General features: G+C 64.2%; 21 protein-coding genes. 13 read left to right on the forward strand and 8 right to left on the reverse strand.

Features of this window, described 5'->3' with window-relative positions:
• The first annotated feature begins 209 nt into the window (after window positions 1-209).
• The 5 genes from KEC45_RS21045 to KEC45_RS21065 all read left to right on the forward strand — a co-directional run bounded on the left by KEC45_RS21045 (window position 210) and on the right by KEC45_RS21065 (window position 3,852).
• Window positions 210-1,130 (forward strand): LysR family transcriptional regulator, encoded by a 921-nt coding sequence (locus KEC45_RS21045; protein WP_062185634.1) that lies wholly within the window; start codon window positions 210-212, stop codon window positions 1,128-1,130.
• A gap of 153 nt (window positions 1,131-1,283) precedes the next feature.
• Window positions 1,284-1,994 carry an SDR family NAD(P)-dependent oxidoreductase gene (locus tag KEC45_RS21050; protein ID WP_252171282.1) on the forward strand — a complete coding sequence of 237 codons (711 nt, stop codon included), beginning with the start codon at window positions 1,284-1,286 and terminating at the stop codon, window positions 1,992-1,994.
• A 24-nt stretch (window positions 1,995-2,018) separates the two neighbouring features.
• Window positions 2,019-2,255, forward strand: coding sequence for a 4-oxalocrotonate tautomerase family protein (locus KEC45_RS21055; protein WP_062185630.1), 237 nt, complete (start codon window positions 2,019-2,021; stop codon window positions 2,253-2,255).
• Window positions 2,256-2,278: 23 nt separating this feature from the next.
• Entirely contained in the window at window positions 2,279-3,349 is a 1,071-nt protein-coding gene (locus KEC45_RS21060) for a nitronate monooxygenase family protein (RefSeq protein WP_062186941.1), read from the forward strand.
• 14 nt (window positions 3,350-3,363) lie between these two features.
• Window positions 3,364-3,852 (forward strand): DUF3237 domain-containing protein, encoded by a 489-nt coding sequence (locus KEC45_RS21065; RefSeq protein ID WP_062185628.1) that lies wholly within the window; start codon window positions 3,364-3,366, stop codon window positions 3,850-3,852.
• A 9-nt stretch (window positions 3,853-3,861) separates the two neighbouring features.
• On the opposite strand, the gene msrB is transcribed toward KEC45_RS21065, so the two are convergent.
• Together msrB and KEC45_RS21075 are read right to left on the reverse strand one after the other, a co-directional pair.
• Window positions 3,862-4,347, reverse strand: coding sequence for a peptide-methionine (R)-S-oxide reductase MsrB (msrB, locus tag KEC45_RS21070; RefSeq protein ID WP_062185626.1), 486 nt, complete (start codon window positions 4,345-4,347; stop codon window positions 3,862-3,864).
• Window positions 4,340-5,392, reverse strand: a complete 1,053-nt coding sequence (locus KEC45_RS21075; RefSeq protein ID WP_238586770.1) for an alpha/beta fold hydrolase — start codon at window positions 5,390-5,392, stop codon at window positions 4,340-4,342. Before KEC45_RS21075 ends, msrB begins: the two co-directional genes overlap by 8 nt.
• A 396-nt stretch (window positions 5,393-5,788) precedes the next feature.
• Between KEC45_RS21075 and KEC45_RS21080 the strand changes: the two genes are divergently transcribed.
• The 3 genes from KEC45_RS21080 to KEC45_RS21090 are packed head-to-tail and all read left to right on the forward strand — an operon-like array spanning window position 5,789 to window position 7,877.
• Window positions 5,789-6,313 (forward strand): hypothetical protein, encoded by a 525-nt coding sequence (locus KEC45_RS21080; RefSeq protein WP_062185624.1) that lies wholly within the window; start codon window positions 5,789-5,791, stop codon window positions 6,311-6,313.
• Window positions 6,314-6,324: 11 nt separating this feature from the next.
• Entirely contained in the window at window positions 6,325-6,963 is a 639-nt protein-coding gene (locus tag KEC45_RS21085; RefSeq protein ID WP_062185622.1) for an isochorismatase family cysteine hydrolase, read from the forward strand.
• Entirely contained in the window at window positions 6,960-7,877 is a 918-nt protein-coding gene (locus KEC45_RS21090) for an alpha/beta fold hydrolase (RefSeq protein WP_062185620.1), read from the forward strand. The genes KEC45_RS21085 and KEC45_RS21090 overlap by 4 nt, the downstream gene beginning before the upstream one ends.
• A gap of 46 nt (window positions 7,878-7,923) precedes the next feature.
• Here KEC45_RS21090 and KEC45_RS21095 read toward each other — a convergent pair whose 3' ends face one another.
• Window positions 7,924-9,237, reverse strand: a complete 1,314-nt coding sequence (locus KEC45_RS21095; RefSeq protein ID WP_062185618.1) for an epoxide hydrolase family protein — start codon at window positions 9,235-9,237, stop codon at window positions 7,924-7,926.
• Window positions 9,238-9,261: 24 nt separating this feature from the next.
• Window positions 9,262-10,548 (reverse strand): carbohydrate porin, encoded by a 1,287-nt coding sequence (locus KEC45_RS21100; protein ID WP_252171283.1) that lies wholly within the window; start codon window positions 10,546-10,548, stop codon window positions 9,262-9,264.
• Window positions 10,549-10,756: 208 nt separating this feature from the next.
• Between KEC45_RS21100 and KEC45_RS21105 the strand changes: the two genes are divergently transcribed.
• From KEC45_RS21105 to KEC45_RS21120, 4 genes are read left to right on the forward strand one after another with little or no spacing between them, the layout of a single operon-like run.
• Window positions 10,757-11,701 (forward strand): enoyl-CoA hydratase/isomerase family protein, encoded by a 945-nt coding sequence (locus KEC45_RS21105; RefSeq protein WP_083435979.1) that lies wholly within the window; start codon window positions 10,757-10,759, stop codon window positions 11,699-11,701.
• The gene (locus tag KEC45_RS21110) at window positions 11,698-12,423 is read left to right on the forward strand and encodes a hypothetical protein (protein WP_202966828.1); all 726 of its coding nucleotides are present in this window, start codon (window positions 11,698-11,700) and stop codon (window positions 12,421-12,423) included. Before KEC45_RS21105 ends, KEC45_RS21110 begins: the two co-directional genes overlap by 4 nt.
• Window positions 12,424-12,446: 23 nt before the next feature.
• Window positions 12,447-13,034, forward strand: coding sequence for an NADPH-dependent FMN reductase (locus KEC45_RS21115; RefSeq protein ID WP_062186933.1), 588 nt, complete (start codon window positions 12,447-12,449; stop codon window positions 13,032-13,034).
• Between the two features lie 20 nt (window positions 13,035-13,054).
• Window positions 13,055-13,924: an MFS transporter gene (locus KEC45_RS21120; protein WP_062185614.1), complete on the forward strand. Its 870-nt coding sequence runs from the start codon at window positions 13,055-13,057 to the stop codon at window positions 13,922-13,924.
• Between the two features lie 119 nt (window positions 13,925-14,043).
• On the opposite strand, the gene KEC45_RS21125 is transcribed toward KEC45_RS21120, so the two are convergent.
• From KEC45_RS21125 to KEC45_RS21140, 4 genes are all read right to left on the reverse strand, one after another.
• Window positions 14,044-16,272: a triacylglycerol lipase gene (locus KEC45_RS21125; RefSeq protein WP_062185612.1), complete on the reverse strand. Its 2,229-nt coding sequence runs from the start codon at window positions 16,270-16,272 to the stop codon at window positions 14,044-14,046.
• 144 nt (window positions 16,273-16,416) lie between these two features.
• On the reverse strand, window positions 16,417-16,626 hold the full coding sequence (locus KEC45_RS21910; RefSeq protein WP_168707824.1) for a hypothetical protein: 210 nt from the start codon (window positions 16,624-16,626) through the stop codon (window positions 16,417-16,419).
• 213 nt (window positions 16,627-16,839) lie between these two features.
• A complete protein-coding gene (locus KEC45_RS21135) occupies window positions 16,840-17,586 on the reverse strand; it encodes a LytTR family DNA-binding domain-containing protein (protein ID WP_238586769.1) in 747 nt (248 codons plus the stop codon).
• Window positions 17,583-18,674, reverse strand: coding sequence for a sensor histidine kinase (locus KEC45_RS21140; RefSeq protein ID WP_062185608.1), 1,092 nt, complete (start codon window positions 18,672-18,674; stop codon window positions 17,583-17,585). The genes KEC45_RS21135 and KEC45_RS21140 overlap by 4 nt, the downstream gene beginning before the upstream one ends.
• A 206-nt stretch (window positions 18,675-18,880) precedes the next feature.
• Between KEC45_RS21140 and KEC45_RS21145 the strand changes: the two genes are divergently transcribed.
• Window positions 18,881-19,864: an aspartyl protease family protein gene (locus KEC45_RS21145; protein ID WP_062185606.1), complete on the forward strand. Its 984-nt coding sequence runs from the start codon at window positions 18,881-18,883 to the stop codon at window positions 19,862-19,864.
• Window positions 19,865-19,870: the final 6 nt, after the last annotated feature.

Consider the following 19,870-nt stretch of genomic DNA (forward strand, 5'->3'; position numbering starts at 1 on the left):
TTTGCATAGATAATTTCTGGTCGATCAGCACGCCCTCAAAATGCCAAATGATACTATCGTGCAATGGCGATTGCCGCATCAACGCATGACATCGGGGAACTACTTGGTGTCTCAAGGCTGACGATCGGTGGCGCGCGTTTGCCCATTCTCGATCGCTCTCGATGGTTGCATTAACATGATGAGCGCAGGACCATATTTTCGGACGGATCATGGATCGCATCGACTTGATGAATATCTTTATCACCGCGGTCGACGAGGGCAGCCTTGTCGGCGCCGCGCGGCGTTTGCGTCGTTCGCCAACCGCGATCAGCCGTGCGATCGCGTCGCTCGAGGGGCATCTGGGCGTCGAACTGCTTCACCGGACGACGCGAAGCATCCGGCTGAGCGAAGCGGGGCAACGTTATGCCGCCTCGTGTCGGCGCATCCTCGCCGAACTCGAGGAAGCCGACCTGCTCGCGGGCGGCGAACGTTCGGCGCCGCGTGGGATGCTGACGCTGTCGGCGCCACCGATCAGCGGCGAAGAGGTGCTGCGTCCGATCCTCGACGAATTTCTGGGAGCCTATCCGCTGGTTTCGGCGCGCCTGATGCTCGTGGACCGGTCGGTAAATCTGGTCGACGAAGGCGTCGATGTCGCGCTGCGCGTCGGGCAGCTTCCGGACTCTTCACTCGTCGCGACGCGCGTCGGCGAGGGGGTACGACGCGTGATCGTCGCGTCGCCGCGATATCTGAGCGAGCATCCGCCGATCGAAGAGCCTGCCGATATCGCGGGGCACCAGATCGTCTCGCTGACGCATTTCGGGATCGAGGCGTGGGGCTTCGGCAGCGGACCGGCGGCGCGTACCGTCCATTTTACGCCGCGGCTGGTCGTGAACACGGTGCGCGCGGCTGTCGGCTCGGCGGTGGGTGGGCGCGGGCTGACACGCGTCTACTCCTATCATGTCGCGCGCGAGGTGAAGGAGGGGCTGCTCACGATCGTTCTGGCCGAAGCCGAGCCGGAACCGCAGCCAGTACATCTGCTCGCGCCCGGCGGACGGATGGCCGTGCCCAAGGTCCGCGCCTTCGTCGACTTCGCGACCCCGCGGCTTCGTGCCGCCTTCGCAAGACTCGCGATCGACGCGCGCGAGCTCTAGTTACATCATTATCCCGATACGCGGGAGAATGTCTTCCGCTGAAGATCAATTATCTCGGCATTGCGCCTGACCTACGTTGCTCCCGTCGGCGCATGGCGCGCCACACGGGCGAGCTTTCCCGTCCCGTCCTCCCATAAGCAAAGGTTCAATGTCATGAGCAATGCACAGAAAGTCGCCGTCGTTACCGGCGCATCGCAGGGTATCGGCGCCGCACTCGTCGACGCCTATCTCGACCGTGGGTATCGCGTCGTAGCGACCTCGCGTTCGATCCAGCCATCGAGCAATCCCGACATGCTGGCGATCGCGGGCGATATCGGAGACCCCGAAACCGGCCCGCGCGTGATCGCCGCCGCGCTCGAACATTTTGGCCGCGTCGACACGCTGGTCAACAACGCCGGCATCTTCGTCGCGAGCCCCTTCACCGGCTATAGCGCCGATCAATATGCCGGCGTCGTATCGACCAACCTCAACGGCTTTTTCTACATCACGCAGGCCGCGGTTGCGGCGATGGAAGCGGTCGGGGGCGGGCATGTCGTCAGCATCACGACCAGCCTTGTCGATCATGCCAATTCGAACGTCCCGTCGGTCCTCGCCTCGCTGTCGAAGGGCGGCATCAATGCGGCGACCCGGAGCCTCGCAATCGAATATGCGAAGCGTGGTATCCGCGTGAACGCAGTATCGCCGGGCATCATCAAGACCCCCATGCACGCCCCGGAAACGCATGAATTCCTCTCGGCGCTGCACCCGGTCGGTCATATGGGCGAGACGTCGGACATCGTCGATGCCGTTCTCTTCCTCGAAAATGCGGCCTTCGTGACGGGCGAGATCCTGCACGTCGATGGCGGCCAGTCGGCCGGGCATTAATCCGGTCTGTCAAGGAGACGAGCCATGCCTATCGTGACCGTTCAACTGACCCGTGAAGGCACCGAGCCCGGTGTCGATCATGTAACCCCCGAACAGAAAGCCGAAATCTACAAGGGAATGAGCCAGGTTCTGCTCGACGTGCTCGGAAAGCCGCTCGACTGGACATGGGTTATCTTTCAGGAGGTCGAGATGGAAGATTGGGGCTGGGGCGGTATGCCCGTCGAGGAGTATCGCAAGAAGCTCGCGGCCACCTCCGGCTGAACCGTTCAATCTTGGAGACGATGATGAACGCCCGCCATCTTACCAGCATGCTCGGCATCGAATTGCCGATCATCCAGGCGCCGATGGCGGGTGTATCTTCGCCCGCCATGGCGGCGGCGGTCAGCAACGCGGGCGCGCTCGGCTCGATCGGGGTCGGCGCGACCGATGCCGATGGCGCGCGCGGGATGATTGCCGCGGTACGCGAGGGCGCCGCGAAGCCATTCAACGTCAATCTCTTCTGCCACGCGCCCGCCGTTGCCGATGCGGCGATCGAAGCCGCGTGGATCGCCCGTCTCGCACCGCTGTTCGCCGAGTTTGGCGTGGATGCACCGGACGCGCTGGGCGAAATCTATCGCAGCTTCGTCGCCGACGAGGCGATGCTCCAAATGCTTCTGGGCGAGCGGCCGGCCGTCGTCAGCTTTCATTTCGGCCTGCCTTCCGAATCCGCGATCCGGGCGCTGCGCGACGCCGGCATCCTGTTGCTTGCATCCGCGACCAACCTTGACGAAGCGCGGATTGCATCGGCCGCGGGCGTCGATGCCGTCGTGGCGCAGGGATGGGAGGCTGGCGGGCATCGCGGGGTTTTCGATCCCGACGCGCCCGACGATCGGCTCGGCACTATGGCACTGACGCGCCTGCTCGTCGATGCGATCGACCTTCCGGTCATCGCGGCGGGCGGTATCATGGACGGCGCGGGCATCGCCGCCGCGTTGGATTTGGGTGCCGCGGCGGCGCAGCTCGGCACCGCCTTTATCGCCTGCGACGAAAGTCTGGCCGATGCCGGCTATCGCGCCGCGCTGACGAGCGAAGCCGCGCTGCATACGAAGATGGTGCGCGCCGTTTCGGGGCGCCCGGCGCGCATATTGGCGAACCGGTTTGCTGCGCTCGACGGCAATGTTCCGGCGACGCATATCCCGGCCTATCCGATCGCCTATGACCTTGGCAAAGCGCTGCACGCAGCGGCCAAGTCGCGCGGCGAATATGGCTTTGGTGCGCAATGGGCAGGGCAGGGGGCGCCGATGGCACGCGCCATGCCCGCCGCGGACCTCATCGCGACGCTGGCCGCCGAGATGGCAGCGGCCCGAAATTCGTGACAGGAGCTGACAATATGGACGATTTCGACGAAGCCTTTGCCGCGCTCGGCGATCTGCGCGGGCGCCCGCTGTTCGTGATCAAGGTCGGCGTCGACCATATCCATCTGATCGGTGGACCAGCCGGAATCGACCGGCGCGTCGGCGAGATGGTCGCAGGGCGCTTCGCGGGCGAACGCCTGTCGGGCGATGTCCTGACCGGCGGTGCCGACTGGCAGATTGTGCGCGCCGACGGGGCCGTGCTGCTCGACGCGCGGGTGGTGCTGCGCACCGAAGACGGCGCCGAGATCGCAATGGAATATACGGGCATCCGTACCGGGCCGGCCGACGTCATCGCGCGGCTGGGGCGCGGCGAGCCGGTCGATCCGGCCGACTATTATTTTCGCATCGCCCCGCGCTTTTCGACGTCAGATCCGAGATACGAATGGCTGAACCGCATTATGGCGGTCGGCATCGGTCACCGGCTGCCCGGGGGGCCGGTCTACAGCATCTTTGAGATTGTTTGAAGGAGGCGGCTATCCCGGCCAGACCAGCCCTTCGGGCGCGCCGCGGCCGAGCCGGTCGGGAAGCGTCTCGCCGACGGCGACGAACTCGAGCGAGCCGCTGTTGATGCAATAGCGCAGCCCCGTCGGCGGCGGCCCGTCGGGGAAGACATGCCCCTGATGAGATCCGCAGCGCGCGCAGACGATCTCGGCGCGAACCATGCCATAGCGCCTGTCTTCGATCGTCTGCAGATGGTCGGCGCGGAACGGCGTCGTGAAGCTCGGCCAGCCGGTGCCGCTTTCGAACTTGGCGCCCGCGCGGAACAGCGGCAGGCCGCAAAGGCGGCAGCAATAGACGCCCTCGCGCTTTTCATAGAGGAAGAGGCCGCAAAAGGGTGCCTCCTCCGCATGCTCGAGGAGGAGGCTGCGCTCCTCGTCGGTCAACGCGGCGGCGAGGTCGTGCCGTTGCTGCCGCGTCGGCGGCGCCAGGTCGAACAGGTCGCTGCCGACCTCAGCCACGCGCTACGTCCAGCACTGCCTGCGCGAACGCCTGTGGGGCTTCCTGCGGCAGGTTGTGGCCGATGCCGCCGCCGATATCGCGATGCTCATAGCGGCCCGTGAACTTGGCGCGATAGGCGGCGGGCGGCGGGTGTGGCGCGCCATTCGCGTCGCCTTCCATCGTGATCGTCGGAACGCCAATCGTCGGCGCGGCCGCGATCTGACGGTCGAGGTCGGCATAGCGCGCTTCGCCGTCGGCGAGGCCCAGCCGCCAGCGATAATTGTGGATCACGATGTCGACATGGTCGGGATTGTCGAACGACGCGGCGCTACGGGCGTAGGTGGCTTCGTCGAAATTCCATTGGGGCGAGGCGAGCTTCCAGATCAGCCGGTTGAAATCCTTGCGGTTCTTGTCGTAGCCGAGACGGCCGCGCTCGGTCGCGAAATAAAATTGATACCACCATTGCAGTTCGGCCTCGGGCGGCAGCGGCGCCTTGCCCGCTTCCTGTCCGGCGACGAGATAACCGCTTACCGCAACAAGACCGCTGGTGCGTTCGGGCCAGATGGCGGCGACGATATCGGCGGTGCGCGCGCCCCAGTCGAAGCCTGCGAGAACGGCGCGCTTGATCTTCAGCGCGTCCATGAAATCGATCAGGTCCTGTGCGAGCGCCGCCGGCTGACCGTTGCGAAGGCTGTCGCCCGAGAGGAAACGCGTCGGGCCATAGCCGCGCAGATAGGGGATGAGGACGCGATAGCCCTTCGCAACCAGCAGTGGCGCGACATTGGCAAAGCTTTGGATATCATAGGGCCAGCCGTGGAGCAGGATCGCGACCGGCCCCTTGGCAGGGCCCATGTCGATGTAGGAAACGTTGAGAAGACCCGCCTCGACCGATTTGAGCGGCGGGAAGCCCCGGCCGGTCGAAGGTGCGGTCTGGGCACTTGCCGGGTCGGGCGCTGCACCGGCGCTGGCAAGGCTCAGTCCGATCTGCGCGGCCACGGCAACGCCGGTGATGCCGAGAAACTGCCGGCGGTCCGACAGGCCCTGTTCGAAAGTGGAAAGCTGCACGTCGTCATACCCCTTTGTATGGGCCTGTCGGGCCGGAAGTGGGACGCGGACGGACTGGGCGGGGGAGGGAGTGGAGTCCGTCCGCGTCCTCGGCCCGGCACGGCCAGCGGGAGCGGTGCCGGGATTTCACTATATATTCGCTTGATCGGGGCGCCTCGTTACCGGCTACCCGACGCCGGCCATATTGAGCGGTCGGGACGGGAAATCGATTATACGTTTGTCTTGGTGACACCATCGTATCGATCGCCCGTGCCGGTCCTTGGCAATGACGGCCCGCCGACACCAAAGTCCAATACTGCACCCGGGCCTCGGCCCCTATCTCGCCCTGCAGGCTCGGCGCGGACCACTTCGGCAGCCCGCGCGACGATGCCGCTCCCCTCGGCAAAGGATAGAGATATGGCCAATCCCGAAATCGTCGATTCCAGCTTCACCGCGATCATCAACGCCCCGATCGACAAGATCGACCTGCCCGCTTGGGCCTTTTCGCTCCCCGAACATGAATATCAGGGCTGTTCGCCCGCGCATGTTGCAGCGGGCGCCACCACCGCGCCCGACGGCCGGCGCATGTCGATCAACGTCGAGATCATCGGCGGAACCTTGATGGTGCAGCATTATATCGAGACGCTCGCCGAAATGGACCATCTGGTTCTGGAATCGGTGTCCGATATCTTCCCGCCCGCGGGCCGTACGACGATCCATGTGAAATGGGAGCTCAGCGTCAAGGATATGGGCGACGGCCGCTGTGAATTCACCAATCATGTGCAGACGCATGCGACCGACGAATTCCTGACCTATCTCGATCGGCAGGGCATCCCGTTCGAAGCCTTTGCGGCACAGCGCAAGCCGATGTCGCTCGCGCACAACGCCGGCGAAACGCCGCTCTTTGCCGAGAGCATCGAACGCTTCGCGCTGCGCGGCTGAGGAGACGAGTCATGGCATTGCCGACCTACAAGCGGGCGTCGACCGCGCTGCTTTTCATCGATCCTTACAACGACTTCCTGTCCGAAGGTGGAAAGGCCTGGCCGCGCGTCGGGCCGATCGCCGAGGAGATCGGACTGCTCGACAATCTGCGCGCGATCGTCGCGGCCGTTCGCAATGCCGGCATCCAGGTCGTCATCGCGCCGCACCGCCGCTGGGAGCCCGGAGATTACGAGGATTGGGATCATCCCAATCCGACGCAGATCGGGATCATGAGCCGGCACAGCTTCGCGCGCGGCGAGTGGGGCGGCGAATGGCATCCCGACTTCGTCCCGGAATCCGGCGATATCGTTGCCAAGGAACATTGGGGACAAAGCGGCTTCGCCAATACCGACCTCGATCAGCAGCTGCGCCAGCGCGGAATCACGCACGTCATCCTGATCGGTCTTCTCGCCAATACCTGCGTCGAATCGACAGGGCGCTATGCGATGGAAATCGGCTATCATGTCACGCTGGTTCGCGATGCGACCGCCGCCTATTCGAAGGAGATGATGCACGCGGCGCACGAACTCAACGGACCGACCTATGCGCATGCGATACTGACCACCGCAGAGCTGCTTGAGGCGATCGCCGCCGCCGGGGTGGATCGATGAGCGCGGCAGCCTTGCTCACGGCGGCGGCACTCGCATCGTCACCGGTGACCTATCAGCGCGTCGAGGTCGACGGCACGGGCATCTTCTATCGCGAGGCCGGACCGAAGGATGCGCCGGTCATCGTCCTTCTTCATGGCTATCCTTCCTCGTCGCGGATGTACGAGCCGCTGCTTCGCCGCCTGTCGGGGCGCTACCGGTTGATCGCGCCGGACTATCCGGGGTTCGGTCACAGCGATGCGCCGCCGCCCGATCGATATTCCTACACCTTCGATCATCTCGCCGAGACGACCGAGGAGTTTCTGAAAGCGCTCAGGATCGACCGCTACACCTTGTTTCTTCAGGATTATGGCGGTCCGGTCGGCTTTCGCGTCGCGATGAAGGCTCCCGGCAAGGTGCAGGCGATCATCGTCCAGAACGCCAATGCCTATTCCGAGGGGCTCGGCGTAAAATGGGCGGCGATTGCGGATTATTGGGCCGATCGTGCCGCCCACGCCGAGCAGGTCGACAAGTTCATGTCGCTCGAAGGAGCGAAGCAGCGACACTTAGGGCTCAGCCCCAACCCGGAACGCTATGATCCCGACAGCTGGACCGACGAATATGCCTTTCTGTCGCGCCCGGGACAGCGTCAGATCCAGGCCGATCTGCTTTACGACTATCGAACCAACGTCGCCTCCTATCCGGTCTGGCAGGCGTGGCTGCGCGAGCTTCGCCCGCCGCTGCTCGTGATGTGGGGGCGTTATGATCCCTCGTTCATCGTCCCGGGCGCCGAGGCGTATCGACGCGACGTTCCGGGTGCCGAAATCCACCTGCTCGACGCAGGACATTTTGCGCTCGACGAAAAGGCCGGCGAAGTCGCCGGCCTGACTCTCGATTTCCTCGATCGCCACCTCGGGGAACCTAACCCCCGTCCCTGAGGACAGGTGAGGGGAGGGGCCGGCGATCCGGTCCCTCCCAATTCGGTCAGCGCAGCGACTTGAAGGTCGCGCGCAGTTCCGACGTGAACGCCGCCGGCTGTTCCCATGCCGCGAAATGTCCGCCCTTGGGCAAGCGGTTATAGTGGATCAGCTTCGGATAGGCTTTCTCCGCCCAGCTTTGCGGCGCGGTGTAAATCTCGTCCGGAAAAGCGCTGACGCCCATCGGAATCTTGACGCCCTTCGGCGCGAAGAAGGGCAGCTTGCTCTCCCAGTAGAGCCGCGCCGAGGAGACGGCGGTGCCGGTCAGCCAATAGAGGGTGACATTGTCGAGGATATCGTCGCGCGACAGCCCTTCGGCGGCGCCGTCGAAAATGCGCGCGATCAGGTCCTGGCTCCGCGCGTCGTGATCGAGCATCCACGCGGCGAGCCCGATCGGCGAATCTTCGAGTGCGTAGAGCGTCTGCGGCCGCCCCGCCATCTCCTGCGCATAGCCGAGGCCATGCTTGTAGAAGAAGTCGAGCTGGTCGTAGGCATATTTCTCGTCGGCGGTCAGCCCTTCCGGGGCCGCACCGCCCGCCGCCAGCGCCTTGGCGATATCGTCGGGAACCGTCGCCGGCATGTTGGTGTGGACGCCGACGAGTTCGGGCGGCGCGATCAGTGCCATCTGTTCGGTCACCGCATTGCCCCAGTCGCCGCCCTGCGCGACATAGTGGTTGTAGCCGAGCCGCTTCATCAGCACGATCCATGCCTTGGCGATGCGGATCGGATCCCAGCCGAGTTCGGTGGGCTTGCCCGAAAAGCCGTGCCCCGGAAGCGAGGGAATGACGACATCGAAGGCGTCGGCCGCGGTGCCGCCGAACGCGGTGGGGTTGGTCAGCGGTTCGATGACCTTCGTCTGTTCGATGATCGATCCCGGCCAGCCGTGGGTGATGATGACGGGCAGGGCGTTCGCATGTTTGGAACGGACGTGGATGAAATGGATGTCGACGCCGTCGATATTGGTGATGAATTGCGGATGGGCGTTCAGCTTTGCCTCGCCCTTGCGCCAGTCATGCTCCTTCTCCCAATAGGATGCGAGCTTGCGCATCGTCGCGAGCTTCACGCCTTGCGACGCGTCGGGGACGAGTTCCTCGCTCGGCCATTTGGATGCCGCGATACGGCGTTTGAGGTCGGCAAGGGCGGCCTCGGTCGCACGGAATTTAAACGGGCGGATGCCGGCGCCGCCCGATCCGGATGCGCCCGACAGGGCTTCGCCCACTGCATCGCTAGCCTGCGCCCAGACGGGCATGATCAGGCTCGATCCGACCGCTGCGGAGGCAAGGAAATTTCGCCTCCCGAGCAAATTATGGAAAATGGACATGCTATTTTCTCCTTCGTTGAAAAATCAGAGGCGCAGCACCGCCTTGAGCCCCGCGACGCCGACCGCGCGCGCATCGCGGCGGCCGCCGGGATGGTGGATCCACTGGACATTGGGGCGGAGGTCGAGCCAGCCGACCGGCCTGAAGCCGTAGAAAAGCTCGAATACATATTCGGCGCCGCGCGGCGGCTTTCCGGCGAGGCGTTCGGCTCGCTCGATCCAATTGTTGACGTGCGTTCGGGCGACACCGAAACCGATCATATCGCCCGCGACGCCCGGCAGCGGGTCGTGCACGAACAGCCCGGCGACGATCTGGTTGTCGATGCGCGACGTGCGGCGATCGGCGGCAAGGGCGTTGAAGAAGATACTGATGCCCGAGGTGCTGGCGCCGCGCGCCGAGCGACCGCTGAGCTGCTGCTCGACCGCCAACCAGACGCCATGCGCCGATCCTCGTTGCATCGGCGGGCGGCCGGTCAGGATTGCGGGTTCGCGGTCGACGTCGAGGTACAGGTCGGGCGCATCGGCGGTGCTGATCCAGCCGCCGATCTTGTAGCTGCCCACCGGCCCGCCATCGCCGCCGCGTGTCAGTCCGAGCTCGATCGGGATCAGTGCGCCGGTTGCGCCTTTGAAACGCCCGATGGTGAAGCTCTTGTCGAGGTTGCGAGGATTTTCCTCATAGATGCCGATCTGTGCGTAGGCACCGCGATGCGCCGCCCGCAGCCGTAGCCCCCATTGGCTGACGGGCCAGTTGTACCAATAGTCGGTGACGATATTGCCCGGCTGTGAGCCGCAGAAGCTGAGGTTCTGGAAAGAGCAGGAAAAGGCGGAGAAGTCTTCGCTCGGTGCCGTTCGGCCGGCCTTCACTGCGATGGCGCCGTTCGCAAAGCGCTGCTCGTACCAGAATTGCGTCAGGCGCCAGGTCCGGCCACGGCCGTAGATCTCCTGTACTTCCTGAAGCGTGCCGAGCCCCGCCTTCGCATCGAGCTGCGGACCGTGGCGGTAGGTAATCGTCGCCTGAAAGCTGCCGTCCGTACCCGCAATCCGCTGCATGTCGAACCGGAGCCGGACGCCGAACTCGCCGGTCTCGGTCACATCCGGCCGTTGACCGCCGCGAAAATTCCAGGCGGTCTCGGCAACATAATGGCCGGTAAGCTCGACCCCCGCATCGGCGAGGCGAGGGCGAAGGCCCAGCATGTCGCCTGCCATCGCGGGCGCAACCGCCGTTTCGTCGTCGATTTCCTGCGCCTGTGCGGCTGCAGTGATCGACGATGCTATCAGAAGCGGTGCAACCATCTGTCTGGCGGAAAATGTCACGAACGAGCCCTCTGTCCACCGATCGGTTTTCCGATCGGCTTGGATGTGGCGTGGGGGGCGTGGGCGGCCATTGTCCGATGGTATTCATAGACCTTGGTATCGGATCGCTGTCCGGCGCCGGTCCTTGATACCAAGGTCCAATTTGGCGCGTCCGGCGGCCGTCCATCTATCCATCCGAACCCACCAGTTTCGGGAAGGATGGATTATGATGATTGCAGGGAAAATTTCCGCGGCTTTCGCGCTGGCGTCGCTCGCGGTCACGGGCGCGGCCGAAGCGAAACCCAAAGTCGCCGCAGCGGCGCCGGCAGCCGAGAGCGAGCAGTTTCGGATCACCAAGGTTACACCGGCCTATTGGCGGGTCACGATCGACAAGCCGCCCTTCAACATCTACGGCCCGGATTCGATGGCGCCGCTGAACCGCGTCATCACCGCGATCGAAACCGATCCCGCGCTAAAGGTCGTCGTATTCGACAGCGCGATCCCCGGCTTCTTCCTGACGCATTATGATTTCACGGTTCCGCTCGACCAGACGACGAGCATGCCGCCCGGACCGACCGGCCTGCCCCAGCTCCCCGACATGCTCGTCCGGCTTAGCAAGGCGCCCGTCGTATCGATCGTGTCGATCCGCGGGCGCGCCACCGGAGTCGGCAGCGAATTGTCGTTGGCGAGCGACATGCGTTTTGCCAGCCGGGAAAAAGCGATCCTCTCGCAGTTCGAGATCGGCGCCGGCTTCGCGCCGGGCGGGGGTCCGATGGCGCGGCTTCCGCGTCTCGTCGGCCGCGGCCGCGCGCTCGAAATACTGCTCAGCGGCAACGACATCGGCGGCGAACTCGCCGAACGCTATGGCTATGTGAACCGCGCGCTCCCCGACGCCGAGCTCGACGGCTTCGTTGACACGCTCGCGCGCCGCATTGCTTCGTTCGACAAACAGTCGATCGGGCAGATCAAGGCGCTGGTGAACGAGGCGAGCCTGCCGCCCGACGAAGCGATTGGCGCCGAATGGGCGGCCTTTCTTGAATCGGTCCAGCGCCCGGCGGCGCAGGAACTGATCGGTGGCTTGCTGAAGGCGGGGCTTCAGACGAACGCCGACGTCGAAACCAATCTCGCCAAATATACCGGCGAGGCGAATGTTCAGCGGAATGCGGGACAATGACGGTGCATCCGCAGCTCGCCGAGGCGCTCGACGCGCATGGCGGTGTCGATCGCTGGCGGCGCTTCGACTCGCTGTCGGCGACGATCATCACCGGCGGTGAATTCTGGGCGATGAAGGATGTCGTTCAGGATTCCGATCCGCGCCGCAGTACCGTCGATCTCCGCCGCGAATGGGCGACGCTCAATCCTTACGGCAATTCCGACTGGACGTCGGTCTTTACCCCCGATCGCATTGCGATCGAGGATCGCAGCGGAGCGGTCATCGCTGAGCGGCTCGAGCCGCGCGCGGCATTCGCGGGGCATGGCATGACGACGCCATGGGATCCGCTCCACCGCGCCTATTTCAACGGTTATGCGCTGTGGACCTATTTCAACGCGCCGTTCATTCTCGCCGATCCCGATTTCGCGATTGAGGAAATCGCGGCGATCGAGTCCGAGGGTGAAACCTGGCGCGGCTTGCGGGCCATCTTTCCCGATCGGATCGCGACCCATAGCATTGCTCAGGACTTCTATTTCGGCGCCGACGGCCTGTTGCGCCGCCACGACTATCATGTCGACATCGCGGGTGGCTTCGCCGGTGCCCATCTCTTGTCCGATTATGTCGATGTCGACGGGATCAAGCTGCCGACCCGTCGTCGGGCCTATCAGCGCAATGACGACCTCAGCGTGCGCTTCGACCCGCTGATGGTTTCCATCGACCTAAGCGATTTTAGCTTCGGCTGAACATTCTGGAAGGAGTGAGCGACATGGGGAAGCCCCGGATTGCAATCATTATGAGCACGACGCGCGCTACGCGCTTTGCCGACAAGCCGGCCCAATGGATCCACGATCTTGCGGTGGCGCGCGGTGACATGGATGTCGAATTGGTCGATCTGCGCGACTATCCGATGCCCTTTTTCGACGAGCCGGCATCGAACGCCTATGTCCCCTCGGCGAACGAGGTGGCGCAGCGCTGGCAGGAAAAGGTCGGCGGGTTCGACGGCTACATCTTTGTCACCGCCGAATATAACCACGGTATCTCCGGGGTCCTGAAGAACGCGCTCGACTACGCCTATCCCGAATGGGCGCGCAAGCCGGGCGCCTGCCTCGGATATGGCAGCGTTGGCGGCGCGCGCGCGTGCGAGCAGTTGCGGCTGGTCATGGTTGAACTGCAGATGGCGCCAACCCGCAACGGCGTGCACATCCAAGGCGGCGATTTCTTCGACGCGCTCCAGAACGGCCGCGATATTGCGAGCCTTCCCTACATCGGGCCGAACGCCGAACTGATGCTGGACGAGCTGCACTGGTGGGCCATCGCGCTTTCAACCGCGCGCGCCGCGGCGCCAACTACCTGATCCAATCCAGGAGACTATCGATGGGGTTGGCTCTCGCGCTGTTTATCGCGTTCGCTGTGATCGAGACCCGTGTTGCCCGGCCGATGCTGGACCTCGGCCTGTTTCGCTATCGGCAGTTTGTTGGTGTTCAACTTCTCGCGGCAGCTCCCGCCTACGGCTTCGTAGTGCTTCTGATCCTGCTGCCGATCCGCCTCGTCGGAATTGATGGAATGTCCGCCCCGGAAGCAGGCCGGACCATGCTCGCCATGTCGGCGCCGCTGCTCGTCCTGCCGCTGCTCGCGGGATCGCTGGCCCGCTGGCTGTCACCAGCGATACTCTGCGGCTTCGGCCTCTTGATCGCCAGTGTGGGCCTCTTTTGGCTTGGTCAAATTCCGATTCGTGCCGGGATCGCCGCAATCGCACCGGCCCTCCTTGTCATCGGCGTTGGCATCAGCTTCCCGTGGGGACTGATGGACGGGCTCGCGGTCAGCGTAGTGCCAAAGGAACGAGTTGGTATGGCTGCAGGCATCTTCGGGACCGTTCGCGTCGCCGGCGAGGGCATTGCGCTGGCGCTGGTCACGGCTCTTCTCAACGCCCTGGCGCAATCGCACGTCTCAGAGCTCGTACCGCAGAGCACGAGTTCTTCTGCCATCGCACAGCGGCTTGCGGCGGGCGATCTGACGGGTGCCTCCGCGCTCGCTCCACAGCTGTCGCCGTCGACATTGCTCGCCGGCTACAGTGATGCGTTCGGCACGCTCACGCTGTGCCTCGCCACCGTCACGCTAGCTACGGCGGTAGTCGTGTTCCTCTCGTTGAGGACACCGGCTGCCAAACAGGACCAAGTGGCACTGCTTCAATCCACCAAATCCACCGTATCGACTGACCCTGGACAGATATCCATCGAGACATGAGATCAACTGATATGAAAGCAAGCGGACGTTTCATGCCGTCCGTACGAGAGCCTGGCGATCGTCAGCTATCTTGGATCCACGCCCGAAAGCCGCCGGTCTGAAAGCGGCCATTAGAGCCTCTATCGGATGGCGTTCGACCAGGTGGAGAGGATGATCTCGCGATCGGCGCGGTCCTTGCTTTCGAGTGTCAGTTTCCAGCTTCCCTTAGTGGTTGCGCGGTCGATGAAGATTGAACGGAAGATCTGGTTCGCCTCCGGAGTGTCGCTCCTGTTGCTGGCGACGACTTGGCCTTTGTCATCGATCAGCGTCGCGGACACGCTGTTCGCGGCTAGGAAAGTCATGCCGAAATTGCTCGCTTCTTCGACAGGGATCGTGATGGTCAGCGTCTGACCGGGCGCGATGAGGAGAATCTTCGAAAAGTCGGGCGTGGTTGATCCGCTCTCATCTTCCGGCCCCTCGACGCCGAGCAGCATGAGGCGCGCCGGTGCCCGAGCGCTTCCAGCGGTCGCTGCGGATTTCGACGCGCTCCCCGACTGTTCGCCGGGGCCGAGCGCAATGCGCGGCATCACGAACGTAGAGAAGGGGCCGGTCTCGGTCATGCTCGTGTGCAGAACGGCCTGCGTTTCATTGTCCGCGATCATCCACTTCGCCGATGGCTCGGCGACCACGCCATCGCTCCGTGTGAGCATCCGGCACACGGGGGGCAGGGGGTTGCCGGCAAGAACCGAGAAGAGGACGCCCTTGCGATCGACGGTCTCCGCGTTGAACTTCATCACATTGATCGGCCGCAGTTCGCGCAGGGCCTCCATCGGTCTCCCGGCGAGCTCCAGCGGGATGCTCATCAGGTCGGCGCAGCTGCTCCCCCTGTTGGGTGTTCCGAGCATCACCAGGTGCGATATCTGGGGCTTGCCGTCGGGATAGGTTGGCATCGTCGCGTGGATATAGCGCCGGCTGATCAGGCCGCCCATCGAGTGCGCGACAAGGTCGACATGCCACGCATTGCGGTCCTTTTGCGCGTAGCGGACATAATTGCCGAGCTCGACGGCATTTTGGGCGATCGTGTTGGTGGGACCGAAGTTGCCCATCTCATCGCCGGTGTTCATCCGCCCATGTTCCGGTTTCTCGCCGACGGGAAAGGCCTTCCAGTCAAAGCTGTGGCTGGTGGTCAGGATATTCTGCCAAGGCTCCCACGCGCGCCAGTTGGACCAGAGGCCGTGAACGAGCACGAGCGGTTTCGGCGAAACTTTCAGATTGCGCGTCATGTCGTCGACCTTCTTCCCCTTGTCCTCGACCTCGGCCTTGATACGCTGCATGAGCCGCGGCCGGCCGTCGTCGAACCAGGCATAGCCCGAGCTGTCCCACTTGAACTGCACTTCGCGCTGCTGGCCTGCCGGCACGGTGACCGAGACTTCGCCGAGCAGGCCGTCGGGCTTGGCGCCGTCCCATTTGTCGCCCTTGTAGGTGTCACGGAACTTCACCGTCGCCGATTTCTCGTCGGGGCTGTCGTTTGCGACGACTGCTGTCAGGCGCACGATATTGCCATCGATCGTGCCAACCTGCTCGACGATCTCTTTCCAGGCGTCCCAGGTGGGAAAGCGCATGTCCTCGAACTTCACATCGACGAGGCGCAGATCGCCACCGCAGCGACGCAGGTTCCAGCGCAGCGACTCGGTCACACCATAGGAGGTAACCGAGTGCGCGCCTGTCAGGCGGTTGGGATCGGATGGCTGCATCCGGTCTTCGCCGCTGCTCGAGAAGCGCATCGCGTCGATCGTGGTGGGCATGTCTGCAATCTTCTGGTTCGTGGCCTCCTTCGATTTGCACTGGCCACTGAAGCTTGCCGAATTCGATCCCGAGGCGGTGCCTTGGAACTCGGGCAGCCGGACGCTGACGCTATAGGTGCCGTCGCTATCGGTCGTGATGTCCACGCCCGCCTCGAGGCCGCTTGCGTTACCGCGTCGCTCGCTCTTGCTCACAAACTGCCCCGACATCTGGCGCATCGTACGCTCGTGCGGACAGATCATCTGGTCGTTGGAGTTTATGGTTTCGGTCGCCGTCGCGTTGAGATTTATATTCGCCGTGCCGAGGCTGTATTCGCCATCGGGCGCCGGCCGGACCGCGACATGCGCGACATAGTCGTCGTTGATCGAGCTGTTGGTCGTCTCGGTGCCCTTGCCCGAAACCCGCTTGACTGTTTTGGAGTCGCTGCTCGCCTGGTGACGCGAATATTCCACCGTTCCCGCCCAGCCAGCCGTGCATTGGGCGGCCGCTGCGGCTGCCACCGGGGCGGCCGCACCCGACAGCGTCAATCCGATCGCAAGGGCCGGCAAGGTGCGCATGATCGTCATGGGAAAATCCTCTGGATGCTGCTGCGCGTTTCGGGCCGCAGGGAGCTGCGAAGCTGCTCGCATCAAATTTCTTCTGGGGTTGCGCGGCGGCAGGCGTGGCGGAGTGCCGGGAGGGGGCTCGTCGGCGCTCCGCTGCCGACGCGATCAGCCTTCCGGTTTTGCCTCGGCTTTTGCGCGGGCTTCGGGCTTGGCCTCGGCCTTGGCGCGCGCCTCGGGCTTTGCTTCGGCTTTCGCGCGGGCCTCCGGCTTGGCTTCGGCCTTGGCATGGGCTTCGGGCTTGGCTTCAGCCTTCGCCAATACGGGCATCGGCATGCCGAGCGCGATCGCAGCGGCGAGGAAGGGGAGTTTGCTCATCTTGGACTCCATCATCGTGAGGCTGAGCAGAGAGGCCGGCCCTTGCCGGGGTGGCGTGGGACGAACCGGCCATCTCTGCTCGCGGCTCGATGCCGCAACTGGCACGCTACGGGAGCGTCGATATCGACGCCCTGGGCTTGCTTCGAAACCGGATGATCGTGCGACATGACCGCCGTGGCATCGACCAAAGCGGACGCCGACGCGACGAAAATGTCAGGCGAGGCCGAGCCTCTCGAGCACGGCGCGGACATAGCTCGGCCCGACCTGAACGACCGCTCCATCTTCCATTTCGAGTGCGATGAGCCCCTTGCCGAGCCGCTGCACCGCTTTCACGAGCGCGGGCCGGATGAAGGTTGATCGATGGACACGCATGATCTGCGCGGGGTCAAGCAACTGCTCCAGCGCCGTCATCGAAATACGGTGGATGTAGCTGCGCGTAGCAGTGTGGAGCAGCACATAGTCGCGGGCGGCCTCGACCCATTCGATCTGCGCCACGGGGAGGCGGAGGTTGCCGCTCGCGACCTGGACCCAGATGGCCTCTTCCCGCGCGTCCGCTGGCGAAGCGTTCGCTATACGGTCGGCCGCGTCGCGCATCGCCCGCCGCCGCCGCGCCCGTTCGACTGCCTGGCGGAGCCGGTCGAATCGCACGGGTTTAAGCAGATAGTCGGCGGCATCGACCTCGAACGCATCGGGCGCATATTGTTCGAAGGCGGTGACGAAGATGATTTCGGGGCGCGGATCGGCGACGAGATCGGCGGCAACGCGGATGCCGCTTTTCTGGGGCATCGAGATGTCGAGCATCACGAGGTCGGGCCTGAGCTTGGCAATCCGGTCTTCTGCCTCTTCGCCGGTCGAAGCCGTGCCGACGACCTCGACATCGTCGATGTCTCCGAACAGCGTTTCAAGACGCCGCAGCGCAAGCGGCTCGTCGTCGACGAGCAGGACGTGCAGCGTGCTCATGCCGCTAACTCGTTGCGCCGTTCGAGCGGCAGTCGCGCGATCGCAAGAAAGCCGCGTTCGCGTTTCAGCGTTTCGAGGCTGCCCTTCGCACCATAGAGCGTTTCGAGCCGCTGGCGGACGTTGGCGATACCGACGCCGGTGCCGGGCCGTGCATCCTTTTCCTGTCCGGCGCCATCGTCCTCGACCGAGACGAGCAGCATGTCGGCGTCGCTCGACGCTTCGACCTTGATCGTCACCGGCACCGCGGATGGTGCGAGCGCATATTTGATCGCATTCTCGATCAACGGCTGGAGGAGGAAACCTGGCACCAGCGCGCTGTTAAGCGCGGGCGGGCAGACAAATTCGACCGCGAGCCGCTCGCCGAAGCGTACGCTCTCGATCTCGAGATAATGTTGCAGCGTCGCGAGCTCGTCCTCGAGCGGTAGCAAGGCATCGGGCTGCGACGACAAGGTCGCGCGCAGGAACTCGGACAGCTTGGCAAGCATCGCATCGGCGGTGCGATATTCCTTCGTGACAATCAGCGACGAGATCGCATTGAGCGTGTTGAACAGGAAATGCGGGTTGAGCTGGTAACGCAGCGCCGCGAGGCTGGCAGCGCTTGCGGCGGCCTCGGCGCGGCTCGCTGCTTCGCGAGCCACGGCAAGCTCCAGTTCGCGCTCACGCGTCAGCTTGTTCGCCTCGATCACGGTGAAGGCGGCGCCGAGCAAGGCGAACTGCCAGACGAGCGCGATGAAATTGTTCGTCGCGCGCAGCGCGAACGGCGCGGATTGTTGCGGTGATACGACGAGCCGCCCGATCCATTCGCCGGTCGAAGCGTCGATCAGCGCCAGCGACCCCGACGCGAGGATCACCGCCGCGCCCATCGCGGCGAGGCGGACGACGGTATTGCGGCGGCGCGTGGCCCGGACCGCCCAATAGACGCCGCCCGACAGCAGCGCGCCCATCACGCAGATGTTGATGACCGAGACGGTGACATAGATGCCTGCACCGCTGAACAGGTGATAGGGGATGATGTAGAGTACCCCGGACAGGATCCAGGTCGCGGCAACCAGAGAGATGGTCTGGCGGTGTTCGGGCTTCAGCGGCATGGCAATTCCAATGTGTAGTTCGCGCCGAGCATAAAGGAAGGGTGCGCGGTTGGCGTCCTGCCTCGTCGCACTGGCGTCGGCCTTCGTCGCGCGGCAATCGACTCCGGCGAATCAGTATCGGCCTTCGTCGCACAGGCGTGGAACACCCGCCCTCTTCGCCATAGCCGGACCCTGTTCGCGGCACTTGGCCGCCAGGAGATTCCTTCATGGCACTCACCCGTTACCGTCACAGCCTGATTGCCTTCGGCCTGCTCGGCGCCCTGATCATCGCCGAGCAGGCGCGCGCGGCTCCCTCCGAGCTGCCGACGAGCATGCGCGCAGCGGCGGCGCCTGCCGCCGCTGCGTCGAACACACGGCAGCCGCTTGAAGTCCTACCCTCGGGGCATCCGGTCGTACGGGTAAGTATCGATGGCGCGGAACCTAAACGCTTCGTCATCGACACGGCCGCAAGCAGCACGACGATCATGCCGAAGCTGCGGGCAGAGATGCCCGGCCTCGTCGCCAAGCTTTCGGACACTCCGCTCAATGGAGCCGCAGGAAGAAGCGATGTCGAAACGACAGTCGTCAGGCAGGTTGCAGTCGCCGGGCACGTGTTCAACTCTCCCGAGCTCATGCTTCTACCCCCCGGGCCGACCGACCATCTCGGCGTCGACGGGATATTGGGCGCGGATATCATCGCCGACTTTACGGTCGAGCTGGATATGCCCGGTGGCCTTTGGCGGATGACGCCGAAACTTGAAGCCGGGATGCTCGAGGGACTTTCCGCGTCGGTGCCCTTCGTCCTCGACGATATGCGCGCACCGCGCCTGACGATCCGTCTCAACGGCGTCGAAGTCCCCGCCATTCTCGACACCGGCGCGCGCGGGACGATCATCAATTGGGCGGCGGCGAAGGCGATCGGGCTCACCCCCGACAGCCCCGGTCTCGCCAAGGCGTCGGACATCAAGGGCGCGACCAACCATGCCATGCCGAGCGTCGAAGCGCCGATCGACGCGCTCATGATCGGCGATGCGATGGTTGCGGGCCGCAAGGTGCGCGTCGCCGACCTTTCGATCTTCAAGGTGCTGGGGTTCGCCCCCGAACAGCCCGCGGTGATCCTCGGGATCGATATGTTCGCCGACCGGCGCTTCGTCATCGATCACCCGGGACTGCGGCTCCACGTCTCGCCGCCGATTCTGCCGACATCCTAACAGCCC

This window comes from Sphingopyxis sp. USTB-05 (genome assembly GCF_023822045.1).
Classification (GTDB): domain Bacteria; phylum Pseudomonadota; class Alphaproteobacteria; order Sphingomonadales; family Sphingomonadaceae; genus Sphingopyxis.

Coding starts and splice junctions, on each gene's coding strand:
- KEC45_RS21085 (WP_062185622.1), top strand. CDS start 6,325: ATGGCATTGCCGACCTACAAGCGGGCGTCGACCGCGCTGCTTTTCATC.
- KEC45_RS21045 (WP_062185634.1), top strand. CDS start 210: ATGGATCGCATCGACTTGATGAATATCTTTATCACCGCGGTCGACGAG.
- KEC45_RS21110 (WP_202966828.1), top strand. CDS start 11,698: ATGACGGTGCATCCGCAGCTCGCCGAGGCGCTCGACGCGCATGGCGGT.
- KEC45_RS21050 (WP_252171282.1), top strand. CDS start 1,284: ATGAGCAATGCACAGAAAGTCGCCGTCGTTACCGGCGCATCGCAGGGT.
- KEC45_RS21080 (WP_062185624.1), top strand. CDS start 5,789: ATGGCCAATCCCGAAATCGTCGATTCCAGCTTCACCGCGATCATCAAC.
- KEC45_RS21910 (WP_168707824.1), bottom strand. CDS start 16,626: ATGAGCAAACTCCCCTTCCTCGCCGCTGCGATCGCGCTCGGCATGCCG.
- KEC45_RS21145 (WP_062185606.1), top strand. CDS start 18,881: ATGGCACTCACCCGTTACCGTCACAGCCTGATTGCCTTCGGCCTGCTC.
- KEC45_RS21135 (WP_238586769.1), bottom strand. CDS start 17,586: ATGAGCACGCTGCACGTCCTGCTCGTCGACGACGAGCCGCTTGCGCTG.
- KEC45_RS21120 (WP_062185614.1), top strand. CDS start 13,055: ATGGGGTTGGCTCTCGCGCTGTTTATCGCGTTCGCTGTGATCGAGACC.
- KEC45_RS21055 (WP_062185630.1), top strand. CDS start 2,019: ATGCCTATCGTGACCGTTCAACTGACCCGTGAAGGCACCGAGCCCGGT.
- KEC45_RS21065 (WP_062185628.1), top strand. CDS start 3,364: ATGGACGATTTCGACGAAGCCTTTGCCGCGCTCGGCGATCTGCGCGGG.
- KEC45_RS21105 (WP_083435979.1), top strand. CDS start 10,757: ATGATTGCAGGGAAAATTTCCGCGGCTTTCGCGCTGGCGTCGCTCGCG.
- KEC45_RS21125 (WP_062185612.1), bottom strand. CDS start 16,272: ATGACGATCATGCGCACCTTGCCGGCCCTTGCGATCGGATTGACGCTG.
- KEC45_RS21140 (WP_062185608.1), bottom strand. CDS start 18,674: ATGCCGCTGAAGCCCGAACACCGCCAGACCATCTCTCTGGTTGCCGCG.
- KEC45_RS21090 (WP_062185620.1), top strand. CDS start 6,960: ATGAGCGCGGCAGCCTTGCTCACGGCGGCGGCACTCGCATCGTCACCG.
- KEC45_RS21095 (WP_062185618.1), bottom strand. CDS start 9,237: ATGTCCATTTTCCATAATTTGCTCGGGAGGCGAAATTTCCTTGCCTCC.
- KEC45_RS21060 (WP_062186941.1), top strand. CDS start 2,279: ATGAACGCCCGCCATCTTACCAGCATGCTCGGCATCGAATTGCCGATC.
- KEC45_RS21115 (WP_062186933.1), top strand. CDS start 12,447: ATGGGGAAGCCCCGGATTGCAATCATTATGAGCACGACGCGCGCTACG.